Source organism: Paracidovorax wautersii, assembly GCF_900113035.1.
Taxonomy (GTDB): domain Bacteria; phylum Pseudomonadota; class Gammaproteobacteria; order Burkholderiales; family Burkholderiaceae_C; genus Paracidovorax; species Paracidovorax wautersii.
Genome location: NZ_FONX01000005.1, coordinates 17,954 through 40,904, shown reverse-complemented (window position 1 = coordinate 40,904; position 22,951 = coordinate 17,954). Strand labels below are relative to the sequence as shown.

Here is a 22,951-nt window from a genome sequence, read left to right as displayed (position 1 = left end):
TGCCCGCGACATTCACGCCCTCCTCATGCCCGCAGAACTCCTCAGCACCAGCCAGGGCCAGACCCTGATCCTCACCCTGCGCAACCCCGAGGCGCGCAACGCCTTCGACCCCGCCATCTACGCCGCCGGCATCGAGGCGCTGAGCGTGGCCGAGCGCACCGACGACGTGCGCAGCGTGGTCATCACGGGCGCGGACGGCATCTTCAGCGCCGGTGGCAACCTGCAGCGGCTGCAGGCGCGCCGCCAGGAAGGCGCCGAGGCCCAAGCGCAGGGCGTGGAAGGCCTGCACAGCTGGATCGAGACCATCCGCACCTACCCCAAGCCGGTGATCGCAGCCGTCGAAGGCGCGGCGGCCGGCGCGGGCTTTTCGCTGGCGCTGGCCTGCGACTTCATCGTGGCGGCGCGCAACGCGGCCTTCGTGATGTCGTATTGCCGCATCGGCCTTTCGCCCGACGGCGGCGCGTCGTGGAGCCTGGCGCGCGCCCTGCCCCGCCAGCTGGCGACCGAATGGCTGATGTGCGGCGACCGGGTGGAGGCCGAGCGCCTGCATGCGCTGGGCCTGGTCAACCGCCTGTCCGAGCCGGGCCGGGCCCTGGCCGACGCGCTGGCGCTGGCCGCCACGCTGAACGAGCGCGCGCCCAACGCGCTCGCCAGCATCAAGGAACTGCTGAGCGAAGCGCCCGGGCAGACGCTGGACGCGCAGCTGGGCGCCGAGCGCGACCACTTCGTGCGCAACCTGCAGCATGCGAATGCGGGCGAGGGCATCGCCGCCTTCCTCGAAAAGCGCGCGCCTCGCTATCAATAGCATAGCTGCATGCGCTTGATCCGCGAGCGCTAGCGGGCTTTTTCGCTCCTCTCTTCATCCCACCGAACCGGCCTCGCCGGGGCGAGCGCAGTGGCGCCCGCTCCCGCGGGGCCGGCGGCATGGCGCGCCTTGCGCTGGCGGGCCTGCGCCCCTTCCCTGCCGCTTGACACGCAGGCGACAAAACCCGACGGAGCGGGCCGGTCCCCCACGCGACAATGGTCCGCATCCCAGTCACGCAAACGACAGAACATGGACGACCCCATTCTTACCATCGAAGAACGAGAGGCGATCAACACCGGTCGCTGGTTTTCATCCCTATCCCCTTCACTACGGCACGACATTCTTCGATGCGCCTACGTCAAACGCTTCAAGGACGGCGGACTGATCGCCGCACGCGGCGATCCGCCCGAGGAGTGGATCGCCTGCGCCAAGGGGGCCGTGCGCGTCAGCTCCACCTCCATCTCGGGCAAGCAGATCACGCTGACCTATGTGGAGCCGGGCATCTGGTTCGGCGACGTGGCGATCTTCGACGGGGACCGGCGCACGCACGATGCCTATGCCCACGGGGACACCACCATCCTCTGCGTGGCCAAGGCCGACTTCCGCAAGATCCTGGGACTGCACACCGAGCTCTACGAAGCCATGCTGCGCCTGCACGCGCGGCGCATCCGCCAGCTCTTCGGGCTGGTGGAAGACCTCAACACCCTGCCGCTGCGCTCGCGGCTGGCCAAGCAGCTGCTGCACCTGGTGCGCAGCTACGGCATCCCCAGCCTCTCGCATGGCGACGAGATCCGCATCGGCCTGCAGCTGGCGCAAGAGGAACTGGCCCAGCTGCTAGGCGCCTCGCGCCAGCGCGTGAACCAGGAACTCAAGGCCATGGAGCGCGAGGACATCATCCGCATCGAGCCGGGCGGCCTGGTGGTGCGCGACCGCGACGCGCTGATGCGCATCGCCGACTCCGATAGCTGACGCCCTCCTCCACACCGACCGCACCGCCCGATCCATGAGCAACTTCGACCATTTCGTCGGCACCCGCCCCGTTTCCGATCAGCACGCCTTCGACGTCCAGGCGCTCACGGCCTGGCTCGCTGCGCACCTGGACGGCTTCGCCGGCCCGCTGACGGTGGAAATGTTCAAGGGGGGCCAATCCAACCCCACCTACAAGCTCATCACGCCCACGCAGAGCTACGTGATGCGCGCCAAGCCGGGGCCGGTCGCCAAGCTGCTGCCCTCGGCCCACGCCATCGAGCGCGAGTTCGCGGTGATGAGCGGCCTGGCAGGCACCGATGTGCCCGTGCCCCGCATGCTGGCGCTGTGCGAGGACGAGGCGGTGATCGGCCGCGCCTTCTACGTGATGGAGTTCATGCAGGGCCGCGTGCTCTGGGACCAGTCCCTGCCCGGCATGCAGCCGGCCGAGCGCGCCGCGATCTACGACGAGATGAACCGCGTCATCGCCGCGCTGCACACCGTGCCCTTCGCCGAACGGGGCCTGGCCGGCTACGGCAAGCCGGGCAACTATTTCGAGCGGCAGATCGGCCGCTGGAGCCGCCAGTACCAGGCTTCCATCACCCAGCCCATCACCGAGATGGACCGGCTGATGGAATGGCTGCCCGCGCACATGCCCGCAAGCGCCCGCGACGAGCGGCGCGTCTCCATCGTGCATGGCGACTTCCGGCTGGACAACCTGATGTTCCACGCCACCGAGCCGCGCGTGATCGCCGTGCTGGACTGGGAGCTGTCCACGCTGGGCCATCCGCTGGCCGACTTCAGCTACCACTGCATGGCCTGGCACATCCCGCCGGGCATGTTCCGCGGCATCGGCGGGCTGGACCTGCCCAGCCTCGGCATTCCGAGCGAGGACGACTACATCCGCCGCTACTGCCAGCGCACGGCCCAGGCCACGCCCGAAGAACTGCGCGAAGGCTGGAACTTCTACATGGCCTACAACCTGTTCCGCCTCGCCGCCATCCTGCAAGGCATCGCCAAGCGGGTGGAAGACGGCACGGCCTCCAGCGCCCAGGCCCGCGCCTCGGGCGAAGGCGCCCGGCCGCTGGCCGAAATGGCCTGGCGCTTCGCGCAGCAGCAGTGACATTGGCTACATCCCTACCGCAGCCAACGCCCATCGCTGAAGACCGGCGCCGCCGCGCACTGCACCCGATTTCACACGGAGACCCCATGGACTTTGACTATTCCCCCAAGACCAAGGACCTGCAGGCACGGCTGCTCGGCTTCATGGACGAGCACATCTACCCGGCCGAGGCGACCTACGCGGCGGAGCTGGCGGCCAACACCGCCGCCGGCCGGCGTTGGACGGCACTCAAGACCATCGAAGACTTGAAGCCCAAGGCGCGCGCCGCCGGGCTCTGGAACCTCTTCCTGCCGGTGGACAGCGCCGCCGCATCGGGCTACGAAGGCGCGGGCCTCACCAACCAGGAATACGCGCCGCTCGCGGAGATCATGGGCCGCGTGCCCTGGGCCAGCGAGGTGTTCAACTGCTCCGCGCCCGACACCGGCAACATGGAGACCATCGCCCGCTACGGCAGCGAGGAGAACAAGGCGCGCTGGCTCAAGCCCCTGCTCGAAGGCCAGATCCGCTCGGCCTTCGCCATGACCGAGCCCGAGGTCGCCTCCAGCGACGCCACCAACATCGAGACGCGCATCGAGCGCCAGGGCGACGAATACGTCATCAACGGCCGCAAGTGGTGGATCTCCGGCGCGGCCGACCCACGCTGCGCCGTCTTCATCACCATGGGCAAGACCGACCCCGAGGCCGCCCGCCATTCGCAGCAGAGCATGGTGCTGGTGCCCGCCGACGCGCCCGGCATCACCGTGCTGCGGCCGCTGAACGTGTTCGGCTACGACGACGCGCCCCACGGCCACGTGGAGATGACCTTCGAGAACGTGCGCGTGCCCGTCTCCAACATCCTGCTGGGCGAAGGCCGGGGCTTCGAGATCGCCCAGGGCCGCCTCGGGCCCGGGCGCATCCACCACTGCATGCGCCTGATCGGCCTGGCCGAGCGCGCGCTGGAACTGATGTGCCGCCGCGCCTCCTCGCGTACGGCCTTCGGCAAGCGGGTGGCGCAGCAGACCGTCACGCAGGAACGCATCGCCGAGGCCCGCTGCAAGATCGACATGGCCCGCCTGCTCACGCTGAAGGCCGCCTGGCTGATGGACATGGCCGGCAACAAGGTCGCGCGCACCGAGATCGCGATGATCAAGGTGGTGGCGCCCAGCATGGCCTGCCAGGTGATCGACTGGGCCATGCAGGTGCATGGCGGCGGCGGCATGTGCGACGACTTCCCGCTGGCCTATGCCTACGCGAACGCGCGCACGCTGCGCTTTGCCGACGGGCCCGACGAGGTCCACCGCAACGCCATCGCCAAATGGGAGCTGGGCAAGTACGGCAGCTACGGCGCCGATGCCGGCGTGCCGATCACGCGCGGCAGCTGACGCAACGGAACGGGCCGCGAAGGCCTGGCCGCAAGCAAAGCAAAGCGAAGCAAACAAAGCAAAGGGGGGCACGAAGCCCCCTTTTTTCATGCTCGATGCGCGCCTGCGCGGCGGGGTCAGGCGGCTTTCGACGACGCCTCGATGGCCTGGGCGATGAGGTCCAGCATCCGGTCGTCCGTGCGCGCCACGTTCAGGCGCACGAAGGACGCCATCTCGGCCCGGTAGCTGAAGGCTTCGGCATTGGCGATCAGCTCGCCCTGCGCGAACAGGGTGCTCCAGACGGCCCGGGCCTTCACGCCCTGGCCCAACGACACCCACAGGTACATGCCGCTGCCGGTGTCCAGCGCCTCCCAGCCGCGCGCACGCACCTTGTCCAGCAAGGCCTTGCCGGCCTGCGCCAGCTGCTTGTGCAGCCGCTCGCAGTGGCGCTCGTAGTCGCCCTGCACCAGCAGGTGGTGCACCAGCTGGTCGGTCAGGGCCGGCGCCTGGATCGACGAGACCGAACGCATGAGCAGGATGCGCTCCAGCCGCTCGCTGCTGGCCGCCACGAAGCCGGAGCGCACACCCGGGCCCAGCGTCTTGGAGAAACTGCCGATGTGTATCACCCGCTCCAGCTGGTCCAGGGCCGCCAGCCGGGCGACCGCGCCCAGGCGGCTGCGGGGCAGCAGGTCGCCATAGGTGTCGTCGTCCACGATCCACATGTCGTACTGCTCCGCCAGCTTGAGCATCTGGTGGGCCTTGCGCATGGACAGGCTCGTGGAGGTCGGGTTCTGCAGGATCGAGCTGCAGAAGATGGCCGAAGGCCGGTGCTTCTCGCACAGCTCCGCCAGCTGCTCCAGATCGGGGCCGTCTTCCTGGCGGCGCACGTGCAGCAGATTCAGGCCGCTGGCCAGCAGCCGCTGGATGTGGATGAAAGGTGCAGGGTCTTCCACCACCACCGTCTTGCCGGGGGCGAGGAACGACCACACCACCAGGTGCAATGCATCGCTGGCACCGGCCGTGGTCACGATCCGCTCCGGCCCGGCCTCGATGCCGGCCGCGCCCAGCCGGGCGCTGATCGCCTCGCGCAGCGGCAGTCCGCCCTGGCTGCCCGCATAGCCGAACAGCTCGTTGCGCGGATGCGCCGCCAGCACCTGCAGCGCGGCCGAAACGCTCTTCGCGTCCATCCAGTCGGCCGGCAGCGAGCCTGTCGCCGAGCCGCCCGGGAACCGGTCGGCCTGCACCAGCCGCTCCCAGTAGGTGGTCGATGGCCGGGACCAGGCCTCCAGCGCCGCCGCCTTGCCCACCTGCCGGGCGCCCTGGGCCACATAGAAGCCGGAACCCCGGCGCGCCTGCAGATAGCCCGCGGCCGTCAGCTTGTCGTAGGCGCGCAGCACGGTTTCGTTGCTGATGCCCCGGCTCGCCGCCATGGCACGCACGGAAGGCAGGCGCTCCCCGATCTCCAGGGACATCTGCTCGATGCGCCCCTTGATGTCATCGAAGATCTGGTCGAGGAGCGGACTGGCGCCGTGCGCTGCTGCGGCGGCGGTCTTCTGGCGGGTGGGCTGGGGTTTGGCTGGATGGGTGGCGGACATGGCGGCGGGAAGGCGCGAACCGGGGAAAGCTGACGGTCCAGCATAACAGAGCCCTGCCGCAGAAAGAAACTGCTTCCCACAATTCACCGACACCTGCCCAACCGGCTCCAACACTTTCAGGATGGCACGACCGAGCGCCCCGTGCACCAGCTCCGCGCAGTCGGCGCTCCCGCCGCACCATCTCAAGCCAGAGCGCACCACCGCCGTGCGACATTCCAGTGACAGATCGGTGAATACCCCAATCCCTCGCAATCCGTCCTATGCAAAAATTCAACTGTTACGAACACTTTCCGAAGAAGCTTTCCTGAATTTCGTGCTTGGCCTTCCTCTATGGGCGCCAGGAAGATAGAACGAGACAGATGCAAGGCAATGCGTATGGAACGCTTATTGCATTTGTTCACAGCGATTTCCCAACCCACGTCCTGAGGACCCCGCAATGTCTCACCTTCAACTCCTGAGCGCTCGTTCGGCCCCCTTCCGTCATTCCTTGATCTGCGCAGCCATGGCCCTGGCCCTGCCAGCCGCCGCACAGGCCCAGCAAGGCGGCGCCACCGCCCCGGCGAAAGCCGCAGCGCCCGCCGGCAAGCGCTATACGATTCCGGCAGGCACACTGTCGGCAACACTGAAGGCGATCGCCGCCATCAGCGGCAAGGCCGTCGCTTTCGACGAGGGCGACGTGAAGGGTCTGAACGCCCCGGCCATCACCGAAGCGCCCAACGAGACGGCGGCCGTGCAGGCGGCGATCTCCGGCAGCGGCCTCACCATGGCCAGCAATGCCGATGGCAGCATCCGGGTCTTCGTGCAGCAGATGGCCGCCGTCGCCGTCACCGCCAAGCGCGACGAAGCCGAAACGGGCTTCCGCGCCACGAGCTCCTCCACCGCGACCCGCGGCGGCGCCGACCTGCTGGACGTGCCCCAGTCGGTGACCGTGCTCACGGCCAAGGTGTTCGAGACGCAGCAGGCCCCCACGGTGGAGGACGCGCTGCGCAACGTGGCCGGCGTCATCACCCGCCCCGGCGCGCAAGGCGCCAGCAGCTTCACCATCCGCGGCTTCGACACCAAGAACAGCACGCTGTCCAACGGCCTCAGCGACCCCAACTCGGTCAAGGGCAACATCGCCGGCGTGGAGCGCGTGGAAGTGCTCAAGGGCCCGCAGGCCCTGCTGGCAGGTGCCTACGGCCAGGGCGGCACGCTGAACATCGTCACCAAGAAGCCGACGGCCGAGCCCATCCGCGAAGTGACGTTCAGCTACGGCAGCCATGCGGAACGCACAGGCACCGTCGATCTGGCCGGCCCGCTCAACGAGAGCAAGGAACTGAGCTACCGCCTGATCGCGTCGGCCACCCGCGCCCATGACAATTCCGGCGGCTACGACGGCCGCACGCAGAACTACGGCATGGCGGCCCTGCGCTGGAAGGATTCGGCCACCGACGTCATCGCCGGCCTGTCTTCCGACGACTCCACCATGCCGCCCGGGGGCTACACCGTGGCCATCCGCGGCTTCATCGACCGCACGCCCACCATGCGCCTGGGCAACCCGGACAACAGCGCGGGCTTCAACACCAAGACGGCCTACTACAGCCTGGAGCACTCCTTCTCCGATGCGCTGAAGTTCACCAGCCGCATGCAGCGTGCCGAAACCACGACGGACCTGCAGCTCTGGACGCCGCTCTTCCCCATCAGCACGCCCAACGTGGTGCTGAACTACACGCCCACCAACCAGCGCGCCACCGAAACCACGATCAGCGGCGACCACTACCTGAGCTACGGCTTCAAGACGGGCCCGGTGGATCAGCGCGCCGTGGTGGGCTTCAACCACAGCCGCTACGACCTGGACACGCTCGAATACCAGGGCGCCCAGATACCGGTGGCCATCCTGCAGCCGACGCAGTACCCCTTCCCGCCCATCGTGCGGGACTCCAGCACCTTCTTCTCGAAGTCGGCCAACAAGACCAACCAGCACGGCATCTACCTGCAGGACACGCTCAAGTGGGGCCAGTGGACGGCGGTGGCAGGCGTGCGCCGCACCACCTTCGACACGGGCCCGACAAGCACGAACTACGCATCGCCGCGGATGAAGCCGCAGCTCATCGACAAGAAGTCCTTCGGCAAGAACACCTTCAACGCCGGGCTGATCTACAACCTGGACTGGAACACGTCGATCTACGGCAGCTACGGCGAGAGCTTCTCGCCCCTCTACACCAGCCAGCCGATCTGCTCGACCCGCTCGCTCGATGTGCCGCCCACCCAGTCCAAGAGCAAGGAGCTCGGCGTCAAGAGCAATGTGGACGACCGCTTCTCGTGGTCTGCCGCCGTGTTCCAGATCGACCAGACCAACGTGCTGCGCCGCAATGCACGGCTGAACTGCTACGACCTGCTGGACGGCCAGCAGTCCAAGGGCGTCGAGCTGGAAGCCGCAGGCAAGCCCATGCCCGGCCTGAACCTGATCTTCAACTACAGCTATCTCAAGCAGAAGAACGTGGCCGACCCGACCGTCGTGGTCAGCGCGGCCCCGCGCAACCAGTTCAGCGTCTGGAGCACCTACGACTTCCAGTCCGAGCCGCTGCGCAACGTGAGCCTGGCCTTCGGCATCAGCGCCTGGACCGACGCCTACCTGGGCACGCGCACCAGCGACCCGACCTCCCCGGGCGGCGCGCGCATCGATGCCGGCATCGCCTACACGCAGCCTGAATGGTCGGTGCGCCTGGGCGTGAAGAACCTGGCCAACCGCACGCTGTACGGCTATTCCACCTCGGCGATGTTCGTGCCCATCTACGACAAGCGGACCTTCATGCTGACCTATCAGCGCAAGCTCTGACCCCGCCAGTGCCCGGCCGGCGCGGCGCCATGCCGCGCCGGCCCGCATTCCCGCAGTGCCTTCCCGAAAGCCACCCGTCACGCCCATGAACACCCAAGGCACCCGCCCCCGCCTGCTGGATCTGATCCTGCCCTACTGGACCTCGCGCGAAAGCTGGCGCGGCTGGATCCTGCTCGCCATCAAGCTGGTGCTGATGTTCACCAGCGTCTATCTGGCCGTCTGGTCCAACGACCTGGCGGGCCAGGTGGTCGATGCCATGGTCAAGCGGCAGTGGGACGGCCTGCTGCCCGTGCTCGCCCTGTCGTGGACGGCCGGCATGCTCACCATGCTGGTGTCGATGGTGGTGTCCTTCGCCGTCTCGGAATTCCTGCAATACGAGTGGCGCACCTACATGACGAACTGGTACGTCACCGAATGGACCCAGCGCCGCGCCTTCTACGCCATCGAGCGCGACGACTGCGTGGACAACGCCGACCAGCGCATCTCGCAGGACATCCCCCGGTTCGTGGAGCTGACGCTGTTCCTGGCGCTCAACCCCATCCACGTGCTGATCACGGCGGTGTCGTTCACCGTGATCCTCTGGAAGCTCTCCGGCACGCTGAGCTTCACGCTCTGGGGCATCGGCTTCGCCATTCCGGGCTACATGGTCTATCTGGTCTATCTGTACTCGGCAGGCGCGCTGCTGGTCTCGCACTACGCAGGCCGGCCGCTCATCCAGCTCTTCAATCAACGCCAGACGGTGGAGGCCAACTTCCGCTACCAGGGCATGCAGCTGCGCGAGAACGCCGAGCAGGTCGCCTTCTACGACGGCGGCCCGCAGGAGCAGCGGCGGCTGATGACGTCCTTCGAGGCCGTCCGCGCCAACTGGCGCCACATCATCATGCGCACCGTGAAGATGATCGTGGCGCGCGAGACCTACATGCACACGGGCTCCATCCTGCCCACCGCGGCGGCGCTGCCGCGCTACCTCTCGGGCGCCATCACGCTGGGCGACGTGACGCGGGTGACCGGCGCCTTCGGCCACGTCAGCAGCAGCCTGGCCTTCTTCACCCATGCCTACGCCAATTTCACCGAATGGTGGGCGCTGGGCAACCGGCTGCGCGCCCTGCTCGGCGGCATCCACGAAGTCAACCAACGGCCGGCCGGCATCCATGTCTCGCGCCAGGAAGGCAGCGCCATCGCCTCGCAGACGCTGGCGCTGCGCAAGCCCCAGGGCGAGCCGCTGGCGACCATCCCGCCGCTGCGCATCGGCCGCGGCGAACGCTGGCTGCTGCGCGGCGCCTCGGGCGCCGGCAAGAGCACGCTGCTGCGGGCCATCGCCGGCATCTGGCCGTATGGCGACGGCGAGATCGCGCAGCCGGCCGACGGGAGCCTGATGTTCCTGCCCCAGCGCAGCTACATCCCGCAGGGCACGCTCAAGGCCGCCCTCTGCTACCCCGGCCAGCCGGACGACTTCGCCGACGAGCGCGTGCGCGAGGCGCTGCGCGAGGTGCGCCTGCCCGCCCTGCAAGAGCGCCTGCACGAGAGCGACCGCTGGCAGCAGAAGCTCTCGGGCGGCGAACAGCAGCGGCTGGCCATCGCCCGTGCGCTGCTGCACCGCCCCGACTACCTCTTCCTGGACGAGGCCACGAGCGCGCTCGACCCCTCCACCGAACAGGCCATGTACCAGGCGCTCCTGAACGCCCTGCCCGAGGGCACCCTCATCAGCGTGGCGCACCGCGAATCCCTCGCCCAGTACCACGACCACGTGCTGGACCTCACGCCGCAGCAAGGCGCCGGCACCCCCGGCAGCCTGCCGGTGCCCGCCTGACACGAACGACGCCCCCCCTCATCCCTGCCCCCTTCTTCCGGAGACCCTCATGATCTCAGCCACCGTCAAGATCAACGACGACAACTTCAACGAACAAGTCCTGCAGTCCAAAGGCCCCGTGCTGGTGGACTGGTGGGCCGAATGGTGCGCGCCCTGCAAGCAGCTGCTGCCCATCGTGGACGACATCGCCGACGAATACGCGGGCGAAGCCCGCATCTGCAAGATCAACGCGGACGAGAACAAGGAATATTCCAAGCAGTTCAACGTGCGCGGCCTGCCCACCATGATCCTGTTCGTGGACGGCAAGGAGAAGACCCGGCTGGTGGGCCTGGTCTCCAAGACCCGCATCGCCCAGCTCCTCGACGAATGTCTGGAAGGCTGAGCCCATGGACATGCTCGCATACCACGGCAATCCGCAGCTGCGCCAGCAGGTGCTCGACCGCCTCCAGGCGCTGGTGCAGGCCGAGAAATGGGTCCACCGGCCCATCCACTGGAACGGCGAGGCCGGCAGCGTCGTCGGCAGCCTGCTGCAGAGCGAAGACCTCGATGCCTGGGAAGCCGACTTCGGCCTGCCCAAATGGCTGGCGCTGGTGATCGACGCCATGACCGCCTCCAACCCGGCAGGCGGCGTGCCCTGGAGCCTGCGCGTGCTGCAGGGCATCGAGCCCGGCACGCCGATGGACACCGCCGGCAGCCGCTGCGTGCTGGAGCTGCTGCAGGGCGAGCGCCATGGCCTGGTGCAGCAGTCCGCACCGGCCGAGCTGGCCGAGGCGCTGGCCACCGTCACCGCGCTGCACCAGGCACGGCTCGCGGGCCAGGACGTGGCCCCGACGCAATGGCGCCAGGCCCGGCGCGCCGCCGTGGCAGCGACCAACCTGCATGCCGCCGGATCGCTGGGCGCCGCCCTCGGCACCTGCATCGAAGCCGCGGCCTGGGACCCGGCGCAGTCCCGCACCGCCGTGTCCGACACCCTGCGCGGCTGGATGGGCGTGAAGATCTGCGCCGCCATGGAAGCCTACCCCTGGGGCAAGGCCGAAGACGAGCAGATGCACGCCATGCTCGGCGCCCTGCATGCCGAGGCCAAGGCCGCCCGCCCGCCCGAAGAAGCGGGCAGCATCAACGTCTTCGCGATGCTCGAAGAGCGGCACCCGGAATGGGCGCGCCGCGCCTCGGAAGTCAACCGCTTCCGCAACAGCCAGTACGTGGAGCAGTGGCTGCGCGCCACGCTGGCCATCGAAGACATCCTGTGCGCGCCCGCCGCCCCCGCCACCGCGCCGGCGCTCATTGCCCGCGCGCACTTCTTCGCCAACCCCGCGCGCGCCGCCATCAGCATCAGCCCGGACGGCCACTGGCTCGCCTGGCTGGCCGACAGCGACGGCGTCATGAACATCTGGGCGGCACCCGCCGACCGGCCCGCCGAAGCCCGCCAGATCACGGCCGACCGGCACCGGGGCATCCAGAGCTTCAGCTGGACCTATCTGCTCGGCCAGCTGCTGTTCTCCCAGGACCGCGATGGCGACGAGAACTGGCAGCTCTTCTGCGCCGACCTGAGCGACGGCTCGGTGCGGGCGCTGACGCCCTCCACCCCCGGCGTGCGCACCGGCGTGCAGAGCGTGAGCCGCCACCGGCGCGAAGAGATCGTGATCATCACGAACGCCCGCGACCGGCGCTTCTTCGACCTGCACCTGCTGAACCTGCTCACCGGCGAGCAGCGGTGCCTCGAAACCAACACCGGCTTCGCCGGCTTCCTGCTGGACGACCGCTACGAGGTCAAGCTGGCCCTGCGCAACCTGCCCGACGGCGGCAGCGAATGCCTCAAGCGTGACGCGGCAGGCGCCTGGCAGCCCTGGCTCACGTTCTCGGCGGAAGACGCGCGCAGCTCGCGCCCATCGCACTTCGACGCCGAAGGCCGCACGCTCTACTTCTACGACAGCCGGGGCCGCGACACCGCCGCCCTGTGCGCGATCGACTGGAGCGGCGGCGCCGTCACCCAGCTGGCCGAGCACCCCCGCGCCGACATCGGCGGCATGCTGACCGCGCCGGACAGCTACCGCCCCCTGGCCTACGGCGTGATGTACGAGCGCTTCTCGCTCTACGTGCTGGATGAATCCATCCGCGCCGACATCGACTACCTGAACGCCCAGGCCGCCGGCGGCGAATGGCGCGTGGCCGCCCGCACCGAAGACAACCAGCGCTGGATGATCAGCATGTTCTCGGACACGCGCGCACCGTCCTACTGGCTCTACGACCGCCCGGCCCGCACGCTGCAGCACCTGCTGGACGTGCGCCCCGAGCTGGCCGACGCCCGGCTGGCGCGCATGCAGCCGGTGGTCATCGCCGCGCGAGACGGCCTACCGCTCGTCTCCTACCTCACCCTGCCCGTGGACAAGGACGCCGGCCCCCTGCGCAGCACCGAGCCGCTGCCCCTGGTGCTGCTGGTGCACGGCGGCCCCTGGTCGCGCGACGGCTTCGGCTACAACGGCATGCACCAGTGGCTGGCCAACCGCGGCTACGCGGTGCTCAGCGTCAACTTCCGCGGCTCGACCGGCTTCGGCAAGCGCTTCGTCAACGCCGGCGACGGCGAATGGGGCCGCAAGATGGACGAAGACCTGGAAGACGCCGTGGCCTGGGCGCTGGCGCGCGGCATCGCCGACCCGCAGCGGCTGGGCATCCTGGGCGGCAGCTACGGCGGCTATGCCGTGCTGTCCGCGCTCACGCGCTACCCCACGCGCTACGCCTGCGGCATCGACATCGTGGGCCCGTCCAACCTGCAGACGCTGCTGGCCTCGATCCCGCCCTACTGGGAGGCCGACCGCGTGCGCCAGTACCGGGCGCTGGGCGATCCGCGCACCGAAGCGGGCCTGGCCCAGCTGAACGACCGCTCGCCGCTGCACCGCGCAGCGCAGATCCGCACCCCGCTGCTGATCGCCCAGGGCGCCAACGATCCGCGCGTGAAGCAGGCCGAGGCCGAGCAGATGGTGGACGCGCTGCGCCGCAACGGCATCCCGGTGAGCTACGCGCTCTACACCGACGAAGGCCACGGCTTCGTGCGCGAGCCCAACCGCATGTCGTTCAACGGCCTGTGCGAAGACTTCCTGGCCCGCCACCTGGGCGGCCGCGCCGAGCCCTGGACCCTTGCCGACCACCCGGGCAACACGCTGCAGCTGGCCGAATACGCCACGCACGAGGCCGCATGATGGACGCAGCCCTTGCCCCCCTGCGCGCGCACGTGCCCCCCGGGCCGGGCCGCAGCCGCCAGCGCGCCTGGGAGGCCGAGTGCATCGCGCGCATCGAGGCGGACTTCCGCCGCTCGGCCGACACGCACCTCATCCCCCTGCCGCTGCCCGGCTATCCGGGCATCGACGCGTACCTGAAGGACGAGTCCAGCCACCCCACGGGCAGCCTCAAGCACCGGCTGGCGCGCTCGCTGTTCCTCTACGCGCTCTCCAACGGCTGGCTGCGCGAAGGCGCGCCGGTGATCGAGGCCTCCAGCGGATCGACGGCCGTTTCGGAGGCCTACTTCGCCCGCCTGCTGGGCCTGCCCTTCATCGCCGTGGTGCCCGCCTCCACCTCGCCCGAGAAGATCGCGGCCATCGAATTCCATGGCGGCCGCTGCCACTTCGTGGAGCGCGCCTGCGACCTGCATGCGGCCTCCGTGATGCTGGCCCGCGAAAGCGGCGGCCACTTCATGGACCAGTTCATGTACGCCGAGCGGGCCACCGACTGGCGCGCCAACAACAACATCGCGGAATCGATCTTCCGGCAGATGCAGCTGGAGCCGCACCCGGTGCCCGACTGGATCGTCTGCAGCCCCGGCACCGGCGGCACCTCCGCCACGCTGGGCCGCTACGTGCGCTACCGCCAGCACCCCACGCGCATCCTCTGCGCCGACCCGGAGATCTCGGTGTTCTTCGACTACTACGAAGACGTGCAGCAAGGCCGCCCCGACATGTCGCTGACCGTTCCCCAGGGCTCGCGCATCGAAGGCATCGGCCGCCCGCAGGTGGAACGCAGCTTCATCGCCCACTGCGTCGATGCCATGGTCAAGGTGCCCGATGCGCTCTCGCTCGCCGCCATGCGCCATGTCTCGCAGGCGCTGGGCCGCCGCGTGGGCGGCTCCACCGGCACCAACTTCGTCGGCCTGCTCTGGGCCGCGCAGCAGATGGCGGCCGAAGGGCGTGAAGGCTCCATCGTCTCCATCCTCTGCGACAGCGGCGAGCGCTACGCCCAGAGCTACTACGACAGCGCCTGGTACGCGCGCAACGGCATCGACATCGCGCAGGCGCAGCAGCGGCTGCAAGGCTTCCTCGATGGCGCGCCGCTGGCCCCGGCGCTGCGCTGCGCGCACAGCCGGGCCTGAGACCCGTGAACCGCACGCGCACCCACAGCCTGCAGACACCGCACCGGAAGGCCTGGACATCATGAACAGAAAGCCCCCCAAGAAAGAACTGCGCGACCGCGTGCCGGGCCTGGCGGTGGTCGCCGCCCTGCACGTCGGCCTGGCCTACGTGCTGGTGACCAGCACCGACCTGCTGCCCAAGAAGGAACCCGAGAAGGACGCGCTGCTGGTCACGCTGGTGGCCGAAAAGCGGCCCGAGCCGAAGATCCAGGTGGCGCCGCCCCCGCCGCCGCCTGCACCGCCGCCTGCACCGCCGCCCGCTCCGAAGCCACCGCCTCCCACGCACCAGCCCAAGCCACCGGCGCCGAAGCCGCCGCCCCGGCCGGCGCCGCAGCCCCGGCCCGTGGAGGCGCCTCCGCCCGCACCTGCGGCGCCGCAGCCACCGGCGCCACCCGCCCCGGCTCCGCCCCCCGTGCAGCCGCCCGCTCCGGCGCCCGCACCCACGCCGGCACCGGCTCCGGCACCGGCGCAGCCGGCCATGGCCTCGGTCGAACTGGCCTGCCCCAACTACGCCGCCGTGCGCGACGCGGTGGGCTACCCCTCGCGGGCCCGCCGCCAGGGGCTGGAAGGCACGGTGATGGCCGAGTTCAACCTCTCGCCCAGCGGCGCGGTGGAAGACCTGCGCATCGCCAGCGCCAGCTCGGACGTGTTCGAAGGCCCCGTGCTCGAAGCCATGCGCCAGCTGCGCTGCGTGGGCCAGGGCCGGCCGGTGCGCGTGCGGGTTCCCTTCAGCTTCCGCCTGAAATGACCTGACGCCCCGCCGCCCCGTTCCGCCCGCCCACCCCGTCCCACCTTTTGCCTTGATTCCTAGAGAAAGAGCCATGTCCCAACGCCCGTTCCACACCGTTTCCCTGCGCCACCTGGCCGCTGCACCGCTGATCGCGCTGACGCTGCTGGCCGCGCCCATCGGCGCCTCCGCGCAGGCCACGCCCGCCACCGATGCGGCGCAGACCGCGCCAGCCACGGCCACGGCCACGCCCGCCGCCGCACCCACGGCCTCCGTGGCCGCCGCGCCGCGCAAGGACCCCGAGCAGAACCCCTATGGCTTCAAGGCCATGTGGGAGCACGGCGACCTGGTCTCCCGGGGCACGCTGTTCATCCTGCTCATCATGTCGGCCACCAGCTGGTACGTGATCATCGTCAAGCTGCTGGAGCAGCGCGGCGTGCACCGCGATGCGCAGCAGGTGCAGGGCGACTTCTGGCGCCAGGGCGACCTGCGCGCCGCCTCCAAGGCGCTGCCTGAGCGCAGCGTGTTCCGCTACGTGGCCGAATCCGGGCTCATCGCCCAGAAGCAGTACGAAGGCCCGCTCACCCAGCAGGTGGACCGCAACAGCTGGCTGAGCCAGTCGGTGCTGCAGGCCATCGACGCCATCGGCGACCGCCTCCAGGGCGGCCTCGCGGTGCTGGCCACGGTCGGCTCGACGGCTCCTTTCGTGGGCCTCTTCGGCACCGTCTGGGGCATCTACCACGCGCTCACGGCCATCGGCCTGGCGGGCCAGGCCAGCATCGACAAGGTGGCCGGCCCTGTGGGCGAGGCGCTGATCATGACCGCCATCGGCCTGGCCGCCGCCGTGCCCGCCGTGCTGGGCTACAACTGGCTGGTGCGCCGCAACAAGGTGGCGCTCGATGAGGTGCGCGACTTCGGCACCCACCTGCACACCGCGCTGCTGGGCGGCAAGCCCGCCATCACGCTGGAGGCCTGACCATGGCGATGAACGTCGGCCAGGACAGCGGCGACCCGCTGGTCTCGTCCATCAACACCACGCCGCTGGTGGACGTGATGCTGGTGCTGCTCATCATCTTCCTCATCACCATCCCGGTGGCCACGCAGACCGTGCCCGTCGTGCTGCCCAAGGAAAGCAACGACCCGCGCCAGGCCAAGGTGGAAGACATCGACCTCTCGGTGACGCGCGACGGCGGCATCTACTGGAACGCCGTGCCCATCAGCCTCGATACGCTGCGCCAGCGCTTCGCCGAAGCCGCGGCCCACAAGCCCCAGCCCATGGTGCAGGTCTATGGCGACGCCTCCGCCACCTACCTGCCGGTGGGCCGCATCGTGCGCGCCGCGCAGGACGCCGGCATCGAGAAGCTGGGCTTCGTGACCGAACCGGTCCGCACCCCCTGACCCCGGAGAACCGCCATGGCCTTGCCGAGACAGGGAAAGAAGCCCGACACCGCGCTGATGATGGAGATCAACACCACGCCGCTCATCGACGTGATGCTGGTGCTGCTCATCATGCTGATCATCACCATCCCGATGCAGCTGCATACCGTGGAGCTGGACCTGCCCGCGCCCACCGACAGCCCGCCGCCACCGCCGAAGGAAATACGCATCGTGCGCATCGGCATCGGCCCCAAGGACCGCATCCAGTGGAACGGCGAGACCATCGACCTCGCCACGCTGAACGAACGGCTGACCGCCGCCGCCACCCAGCCGGACCACCCCGAGCTGCACGTGCGCCCCGACGCGCTTGCCAACTACGCCACCGTGGTGCATGTGATGGCCTCCATCAAGCAGCACGGGCTCACCAAGGTCGGGCTGACGGGCCAGGAACAGTTCGACTGAACCGCTCCGCGCCACGCCACCCCGAACGAACCGGACACCTCTCCATGAAATTCCAACTGCAATCCTTCGCCACCCCCGCCCGACTGCTGGAAGCCGAATGCGACTGCCTCGTCGTCGGCATCACCGCCCCCAGGTTCAAGGGCCTCGCCAAGGCCATCGACCAGGCCACGGACGGCCTGCTGACGCGCCTGCACGCCGAAGGCGAGCTCGCCGGCAAGGCCGGCCAGACGCTGCTGCTGCAGGCCGTGGCCGGCCTGCGGGCGCGCCGCCTGCTGCTGGTGGGCACCGATGGGCCCGCCGCCGGCCCCGCGCCGGAGCCCGCCGCCCTGGCCCGCGCCGCGGCCAAGGCCCTGGCCGCCACCCGCGCCGCGCACATCGTCTGGGCGCTGGGCGACGACGAAGAAGCCTGGGCCCACGCCGTGCTGGAGATGCAGCAGGCCGACTACCGCTTCGACGCCTACCGCACGGGCGAGCAGCCCGCGCCGCCGCCCGAACGCACGCTGAGCTTCGCCACGCCGGACGAGAAACGCCACGGCGCCCTGCGCGCGCGGCTCTCGCAGGCGCAGGCCATCGCCAACGGCGTGGCCCTGGCGCGCGACCTGGGCAACACGCCGCCCAACGTCTGCACCCCCGTGCATCTGGCCGAGGCCGCCCAGGCGCTGGGCCGGGACTGGGGCCTGGAGGTGGAGGTGTTCGACCGCGCCGCCATCGAGGCGCTGGGCATGCGCTCCTTCCTCGCCGTGGCGCAGGGCTCCACGCAGGAGCCGCGCCTGATCGTGCTGCGCTACCAGGGCGACAAGGCCAAGCGCGCGCCCGTGGCGCTGGTCGGCAAGGGCGTGACCTTCGACTCCGGCGGCATCTCGCTCAAGCCCGGCGAGGCCATGGACGAGATGAAGTACGACATGTGCGGCGCCGCCAGCGTGCTGGGCACGCTGCGGGCCTGCGCCGAGATGCGCCTCAAGGTGAACCTGGCCGCCGTGATCGTGGCCTGCGAGAACATGCCCGCCGGCAATGCGCTGAAACCCGGCGACGTCATCAAGGCCCTGAGCGGCACCACCATCGAGGTGCTGAACACCGACGCCGAGGGCCGCCTGATCCTCTGCGACGCGCTCACCTATGCGCAGCAGCGCTTCGCCCCGGCCGAGACCATCGACATCGCCACGCTGACCGGCGCCTGCGTGATCGCGCTGGGCCATGTGCGCAGCGGCCTCTACGCCAACAACGACGCGCTGGGCCAGGCCCTGCTGGCGGCGGGCGACAAGATGGCCGACCCGGCCTGGCGCATGCCGCTGGATGCGGCCTACCACGAGTCGCTCAAGTCGCGCGTGGCCGACCTCGCCAACATCGGCGGGCGCCCCGGCGGCAGCGTCACGGCGGCCTGCTTTCTCTCGCGCTTCGTGCAGGGCCCCTGGGCCCACCTGGACATCGCCGGCACCGCCTGGAAGAGCGGCCAGGACAAGGGCGGCACCGGCCGGCCCGTGCCCCTGCTCGCCCAGTACCTGATCGACCGCGCCGCATCGTGAACCAGTTCATCCACGCCACACTCCCCACGCCCGCCGACGGCACCCCTCTGGCCCGGCTGCGCCGGCACATGCAGGACCACGGCCTGGCCGCCTGCCTGATCCCGTCGGCCGACCCGCACCTGTCCGAATACCTGCCCGGCCACTGGCAGGGCCGGCGCTGGATCAGCGGCTTCGACGGCTCGGTCGGCACGCTGGCCGTCGGCCTGCAGGCCGCGGAACTCTGGGTGGACAGCCGCTACTGGGAGCAGGCCGAGCGCCAGCTCGCCGGCAGCGGCGTCGCCATGCGCAAGACCCTGCCTAGCGCGCCCCACCAATACCTCGAATCGCTCTGCCACCTGGCCGGCCCGGGCGGCGTCGTGGCGGTCGATGGCGACGTGCTCTCAGTCGCCGTGCTGCGGCAGCTCGAAGCCGCCTGCGCCGCCCACGGCCACCCGCTGCGCACGGGCGCCGACCCGCTCGCCGGTGTCTGGCCAGACCGCCCGGCCCTGCCCGCCGCCCCCATCGCCGCCCTGCCCCCGGGCGTGCAGGGCCACGAGCGCGCGGACCGCATGGGCCTGCTGCGCGAGCGGCTGCAGGCGCACGGCGCCGAATGGCATTTCCTCTCCAGCCTGGACGACATCGCCTGGCTGCTGGGCCTGCGCGGCAGCGACGTGCCTTACAACCCGGTCTTCCTCGCCCACCTGCTGATCGGCCCGCAGGGCGCCACGCTGTTCGTGGACGCGGCCCGCATGCCGGCCGGGGTGCAGCAGGCGCTGCTGGCCGACGGCATCGCGCTCGCGCCCTATGGCGATGCCAAGCGCGCGCTGCAGGCCATCGCCCCCGGCAGCCGCGTGCTGATCGACCCCAGGCGGGTGACCGCCGGCCACCTGCATGCATTGGCGCAGGGCGTGGTGGCGGTGCAGGCCACCAACCCCTGCGTGCTGATGAAGTCGCGCAAGAGCGAGCAGGAAGCCGCAGCCATCCGCCGCACCATGGTGCACGACGGCCTGGCGCTGGCAGAATTCTTCGCGGCGCTGCAAGCCCAGCTGCAGCGCGGCGAAGCGCCCACCGAGCTGGACATCGACACGCAGATCACCGCCGCGCGGGCCCGCCAGCCGGGCTTCAAGGGCCCGAGCTTCGCCACCATCGCCGCCTTCAACGCCAACGGCGCCATGCCGCACTACCGGGCCACCGAGGCCGCCCATGCCCGCATCGAAGGCGACGGCCTGCTGCTCATCGATTCCGGCGGGCAGTACGCGGGCGGCACCACCGACATCACCCGCATGTGGGCCGTGGGCCGGCCCAGCCATGCCCAGCGGCGCGACTGCACGCTGGTGCTCAAGGGGATGATCGCGCTGTCCACCCTGCACTTTCCGCAAGGCACGCGGGCGCCCATGATCGACGCCGTGGCCCGCGCGCCGATCTGGCGCGAGAGCATCGACTACGGCCACGGCACCGGGCACGGAGTGGGCTGGTTCCTCAACGTCCACGAGGGGCCGCAGTCGATCTCGGTGCGCGGCGACTCGGGCGAGGACTCGGTCATCCACGCCGGCATGGTCACCTCGGTCGAGCCCGGCATCTACCGCCCCGGGCGCTGGGGCGTGCGCATCGAGAACCTGGTGCTGGCGGCCGACGCCGGCGAAAGCGCCTTCGGCCGCTTCCTGGCCTTCGAGACGCTGACGCTCTGCCCTATCGACCTGCGCTGCATCTGCCACGAACTGCTGACGGCCGAAGAGGTGCGCTGGCTCAACCGCTACCACGCCACCGTGCGCGAGGCGCTGCTGCCCGGCCTCGCGGCCCTGGACAACGACACCGCCTGCCAGTGGCTGCTGGAACACACCCAACCCCTCATTCCATGACGCAAGCAACACCCGACACCGCCCAGCCCGCTCCCTGCGCGGGCCCGGGCATCGCCTTCACCGGCATCGACCCCGCAGGCATTCCCGCCGCCATCGGCCAGCGCCTCGACAGCGCACGCCAGGCGCTGGACGAGCTGCTGCGCCTGCCCGACATGGACTGGCCCACGCTGGAACGCCTGCTGGGCGTGCCCAACGACCAGTTGAGCCGCGACTGGCTGGTGGTGCAGCACCTGGCCGCCGTGAACGACAGCCCCGCCCTGCGCAAGGCCATCGGCGAGACCATGCCCAAGGTGGTGGAGTTCTGGACGCAGCTCGGTGCGAGCGCGCCGCTGCACCGCCTCTACGAGCGGCTGGACCCGGCAACGCTCACCCCCGCCCAGGCCCGCGCCCGCACCCTGGCGCTGCAGGGCTTCGAGCTGTCGGGCGCCCATCTGGCCGGCCCGGCGCAGCAGCGCTTTGCCGCCATCAAGGCACGCCTGGCAGCGCTGAGCAAGCAGTTCAGCGAGAACGCGCTGGACGCCACCGACGGCTGGCACTACCTCGCCACCGAGCAGGAGGTGGCCGGCCTGCCCCAGGACACGCTGCAGGCCGCCGCGGCCGCGGCCCGGGCGGACGGCCACGAAGGGCAGTTCAAGCTCAGCCTGAAGATGCCCGTGTACCTGGCCGTGATGCAGTTCGCCGAAGACCGCGAGCTGCGCGCGCGCCTGCACCGCGCCAACAGCACGCGGGCATCCGACCTGGCCCCGCCCGAACAGGCGCAGCTGGACAACACGCCGGTCATCGACGAGATCCTCGCGCTGCGCCGCGAGCTCGCCGCCATGCTGGGCTTCGCCAACTACGCAGAGCTGTCGCTCGCCACCAAGATGGCGAACAGCCCCGCCGAGGTGCAAGCCTTCCTGCGCGACCTGGCCGCACGGGCGCGCCCCTCGGCGCTGAAGGACGTGGCCGCGCTGCGCGCCTTCGCCAGCGAGTCGCTGGACATCGAAGACCCCCAGCCCTGGGACTGGGCCTTCATCTCCGAGAAGCTCAAGCAGGCCCGCTACCGGTTCAGCGCGCAGGACCTCAAGCCCTACTTCCCGTTCCCCACGGTGCTGCAGGGCCTGTTCAAGCTGGCGGAGAAGCTCTTCGGCATCTCCATCCACGCCACGGCGGCCGACGGCTGGCACCCGTCCGTACTGCCCTACCGCATCGAGCGCGGCGGGCAGACGCTGGGCCACTTCTACCTGGACCCCTTCGTGCGCCCGGGCAAGCGCGGCGGCGCCTGGATGAACGGCATCGTCAACCGCTGGAAGCGCCCGGGCGAGAGCCAGCCGCGCCTGCCCGTGGCGGTGCTGATCTGCAACTTCGCCGAAGGCGTGCAGGGCCGGCCGGCGCTGCTGGAGCACGGCGACGTGGTCACGCTGTTCCATGAATTCGGGCACGCGCTGCACCACCTGCTGACCCAGGTGGACACGCTGGACGTGGCCGGCATCCGCGGCGTGGAGTGGGACGCCGTGGAACTGCCCAGCCAGATGATGGAGAACTTCTGCTGGGAATGGCCCGTGCTGCAGGCCATCACCGCCCACGCCGACACCGGCGAGCCGCTGCCCGAAGCGCTCTACCGCAAGATGCTGGCCGCGAAGAACTTCCAGTCCGGCATGCAGACGCTGAACCAGGTCGAACGCTCGCTGGTGGATCTGCGCCTGCACACCGACCCCGCCCCGCAGACCGTGCCCACCATGCAGGCCGTGAGCCGCGAGATCGCCGTGCTGCCGCAGGCGCCCTACGTGCGCTACACGCACGCCTTCAGCCACATCTTCGCGGGCGGCTATGCGGCGGGCTACTACAGCTACCAGTGGGCCGAGGTGCTGAGCGCCGACGCCTATGCCGCCTTCGAGGAAGAAGCGCGCGAGCCGGGCGTGGCCGAGCGCAGCACGGGCGAGCGCTACCTGCGCTCCATCCTGGAAGCGGGCGGCAGCCGCCCGGCCATCGAGTCGTTCCAGGCCTTCCGGGGCCGGGCGCCGGCCATCGACGCCCTGCTGCGCCACCGCGGCATGGCGGACGCGGAGTCCGCCACGGCCTGAGTGGGTGCGAGCGCGGGCGCGGGCGCGGGCGCGGCCTGGAGGGTGCACCTCTTTTGATAGCAGGCAGCGCAGCATCCAGGCGCGCTGCGGGCCTATCAGGCCGTC

17 protein-coding genes are annotated in these 22,951 nt (G+C 70.1%); 16 read left to right on the top strand and 1 reads right to left on the bottom strand.

What is annotated here, in order from left to right; genetic code table 11:
- Positions 1-25 precede the first annotated feature (25 nt).
- From BM070_RS09140 to BM070_RS09125, 4 genes are all read left to right on the top strand, one after another.
- Positions 26-805, top strand: a complete 780-nt coding sequence (locus tag BM070_RS09140) for an oxepin-CoA hydrolase, alternative type (RefSeq protein WP_092939289.1) — start codon at positions 26-28, stop codon at positions 803-805.
- A 249-nt stretch (positions 806-1,054) separates the two neighbouring features.
- The gene (locus BM070_RS09135; RefSeq protein WP_092939288.1) at positions 1,055-1,774 is read left to right on the top strand and encodes a Crp/Fnr family transcriptional regulator; all 720 of its coding nucleotides are present in this window, start codon (positions 1,055-1,057) and stop codon (positions 1,772-1,774) included.
- A 34-nt stretch (positions 1,775-1,808) separates the two neighbouring features.
- Positions 1,809-2,894 (top strand): phosphotransferase, encoded by a 1,086-nt coding sequence (locus BM070_RS09130; RefSeq protein ID WP_092939287.1) that lies wholly within the window; start codon positions 1,809-1,811, stop codon positions 2,892-2,894.
- Positions 2,895-2,980: 86 nt separating this feature from the next.
- A complete protein-coding gene (locus BM070_RS09125) occupies positions 2,981-4,255 on the top strand; it encodes an acyl-CoA dehydrogenase family protein (protein WP_092939286.1) in 1,275 nt (424 codons plus the stop codon).
- A gap of 116 nt (positions 4,256-4,371) precedes the next feature.
- Here the strand turns inward: BM070_RS09125 and BM070_RS09120 are convergent, their stop codons facing one another.
- Complete coding sequence (locus BM070_RS09120; RefSeq protein WP_092939285.1) at positions 4,372-5,829, bottom strand: aminotransferase-like domain-containing protein; 1,458 nt, start codon at positions 5,827-5,829, stop codon at positions 4,372-4,374.
- A gap of 502 nt (positions 5,830-6,331) precedes the next feature.
- Between BM070_RS09120 and BM070_RS09115 the strand changes: the two genes are divergently transcribed.
- The 12 genes from BM070_RS09115 (at position 6,332) to BM070_RS09060 (ending at position 22,846) form a co-directional block, all read left to right on the top strand.
- Positions 6,332-8,647, top strand: a complete 2,316-nt coding sequence (locus tag BM070_RS09115) for a TonB-dependent siderophore receptor (protein WP_245785162.1) — start codon at positions 6,332-6,334, stop codon at positions 8,645-8,647.
- Positions 8,648-8,732: 85 nt separating this feature from the next.
- Complete coding sequence (locus BM070_RS09110) at positions 8,733-10,457, top strand: ABC transporter ATP-binding protein/permease (protein ID WP_092939283.1); 1,725 nt, start codon at positions 8,733-8,735, stop codon at positions 10,455-10,457.
- Between the two features lie 49 nt (positions 10,458-10,506).
- Positions 10,507-10,839 (top strand): thioredoxin, encoded by a 333-nt coding sequence (trxA, locus tag BM070_RS09105; protein WP_092939282.1) that lies wholly within the window; start codon positions 10,507-10,509, stop codon positions 10,837-10,839.
- Between the two features lie 4 nt (positions 10,840-10,843).
- Positions 10,844-13,654: a S9 family peptidase gene (locus BM070_RS09100; protein WP_092939281.1), complete on the top strand. Its 2,811-nt coding sequence runs from the start codon at positions 10,844-10,846 to the stop codon at positions 13,652-13,654.
- Positions 13,654-14,817 (top strand): PLP-dependent cysteine synthase family protein, encoded by a 1,164-nt coding sequence (locus tag BM070_RS09095; RefSeq protein ID WP_092939280.1) that lies wholly within the window; start codon positions 13,654-13,656, stop codon positions 14,815-14,817. Before BM070_RS09100 ends, BM070_RS09095 begins: the two co-directional genes overlap by 1 nt.
- A gap of 61 nt (positions 14,818-14,878) precedes the next feature.
- A complete protein-coding gene (locus BM070_RS09090) occupies positions 14,879-15,604 on the top strand; it encodes an energy transducer TonB (protein WP_092939539.1) in 726 nt (241 codons plus the stop codon).
- A gap of 73 nt (positions 15,605-15,677) precedes the next feature.
- Complete coding sequence (locus BM070_RS09085; protein ID WP_092939279.1) at positions 15,678-16,559, top strand: MotA/TolQ/ExbB proton channel family protein; 882 nt, start codon at positions 15,678-15,680, stop codon at positions 16,557-16,559.
- A 2-nt stretch (positions 16,560-16,561) separates the two neighbouring features.
- Entirely contained in the window at positions 16,562-16,981 is a 420-nt protein-coding gene (locus tag BM070_RS09080) for an ExbD/TolR family protein (protein WP_092939278.1), read from the top strand.
- A gap of 15 nt (positions 16,982-16,996) precedes the next feature.
- A complete protein-coding gene (locus BM070_RS09075; RefSeq protein WP_092939277.1) occupies positions 16,997-17,422 on the top strand; it encodes an ExbD/TolR family protein in 426 nt (141 codons plus the stop codon).
- A gap of 44 nt (positions 17,423-17,466) precedes the next feature.
- Positions 17,467-18,945: a leucyl aminopeptidase gene (locus BM070_RS09070; RefSeq protein ID WP_092939276.1), complete on the top strand. Its 1,479-nt coding sequence runs from the start codon at positions 17,467-17,469 to the stop codon at positions 18,943-18,945.
- 8 nt (positions 18,946-18,953) lie between these two features.
- The gene (locus BM070_RS09065) at positions 18,954-20,783 is read left to right on the top strand and encodes an aminopeptidase P family protein (protein WP_434803184.1); all 1,830 of its coding nucleotides are present in this window, start codon (positions 18,954-18,956) and stop codon (positions 20,781-20,783) included.
- Positions 20,780-22,846 carry a M3 family metallopeptidase gene (locus BM070_RS09060; protein ID WP_092939275.1) on the top strand — a complete coding sequence of 689 codons (2,067 nt, stop codon included), beginning with the start codon at positions 20,780-20,782 and terminating at the stop codon, positions 22,844-22,846. Before BM070_RS09065 ends, BM070_RS09060 begins: the two co-directional genes overlap by 4 nt.
- Positions 22,847-22,951 lie beyond the last annotated feature (105 nt).

What these genes read in the sequence shown, in the direction of transcription:
- BM070_RS09135 (WP_092939288.1), top strand. Translation starts at nt 1,055, where the DNA reads ATGGACGACCCCATTCTTACCATCGAAGAACGAGAGGCGATCAACACC.
- BM070_RS09115 (WP_245785162.1), top strand. Translation starts at nt 6,332, where the DNA reads ATGGCCCTGGCCCTGCCAGCCGCCGCACAGGCCCAGCAAGGCGGCGCC.
- BM070_RS09110 (WP_092939283.1), top strand. Translation starts at nt 8,733, where the DNA reads ATGAACACCCAAGGCACCCGCCCCCGCCTGCTGGATCTGATCCTGCCC.
- BM070_RS09100 (WP_092939281.1), top strand. Translation starts at nt 10,844, where the DNA reads ATGGACATGCTCGCATACCACGGCAATCCGCAGCTGCGCCAGCAGGTG.
- BM070_RS09130 (WP_092939287.1), top strand. Translation starts at nt 1,809, where the DNA reads ATGAGCAACTTCGACCATTTCGTCGGCACCCGCCCCGTTTCCGATCAG.
- BM070_RS09125 (WP_092939286.1), top strand. Translation starts at nt 2,981, where the DNA reads ATGGACTTTGACTATTCCCCCAAGACCAAGGACCTGCAGGCACGGCTG.
- BM070_RS09070 (WP_092939276.1), top strand. Translation starts at nt 17,467, where the DNA reads ATGAAATTCCAACTGCAATCCTTCGCCACCCCCGCCCGACTGCTGGAA.
- BM070_RS09085 (WP_092939279.1), top strand. Translation starts at nt 15,678, where the DNA reads ATGTCCCAACGCCCGTTCCACACCGTTTCCCTGCGCCACCTGGCCGCT.
- BM070_RS09060 (WP_092939275.1), top strand. Translation starts at nt 20,780, where the DNA reads ATGACGCAAGCAACACCCGACACCGCCCAGCCCGCTCCCTGCGCGGGC.
- BM070_RS09080 (WP_092939278.1), top strand. Translation starts at nt 16,562, where the DNA reads ATGGCGATGAACGTCGGCCAGGACAGCGGCGACCCGCTGGTCTCGTCC.
- BM070_RS09095 (WP_092939280.1), top strand. Translation starts at nt 13,654, where the DNA reads ATGGACGCAGCCCTTGCCCCCCTGCGCGCGCACGTGCCCCCCGGGCCG.
- BM070_RS09090 (WP_092939539.1), top strand. Translation starts at nt 14,879, where the DNA reads ATGAACAGAAAGCCCCCCAAGAAAGAACTGCGCGACCGCGTGCCGGGC.
- trxA (WP_092939282.1), top strand. Translation starts at nt 10,507, where the DNA reads ATGATCTCAGCCACCGTCAAGATCAACGACGACAACTTCAACGAACAA.
- BM070_RS09120 (WP_092939285.1), bottom strand. Translation starts at nt 5,829, where the DNA reads ATGTCCGCCACCCATCCAGCCAAACCCCAGCCCACCCGCCAGAAGACC.
- BM070_RS09140 (WP_092939289.1), top strand. Translation starts at nt 26, where the DNA reads ATGCCCGCAGAACTCCTCAGCACCAGCCAGGGCCAGACCCTGATCCTC.
- BM070_RS09075 (WP_092939277.1), top strand. Translation starts at nt 16,997, where the DNA reads ATGGCCTTGCCGAGACAGGGAAAGAAGCCCGACACCGCGCTGATGATG.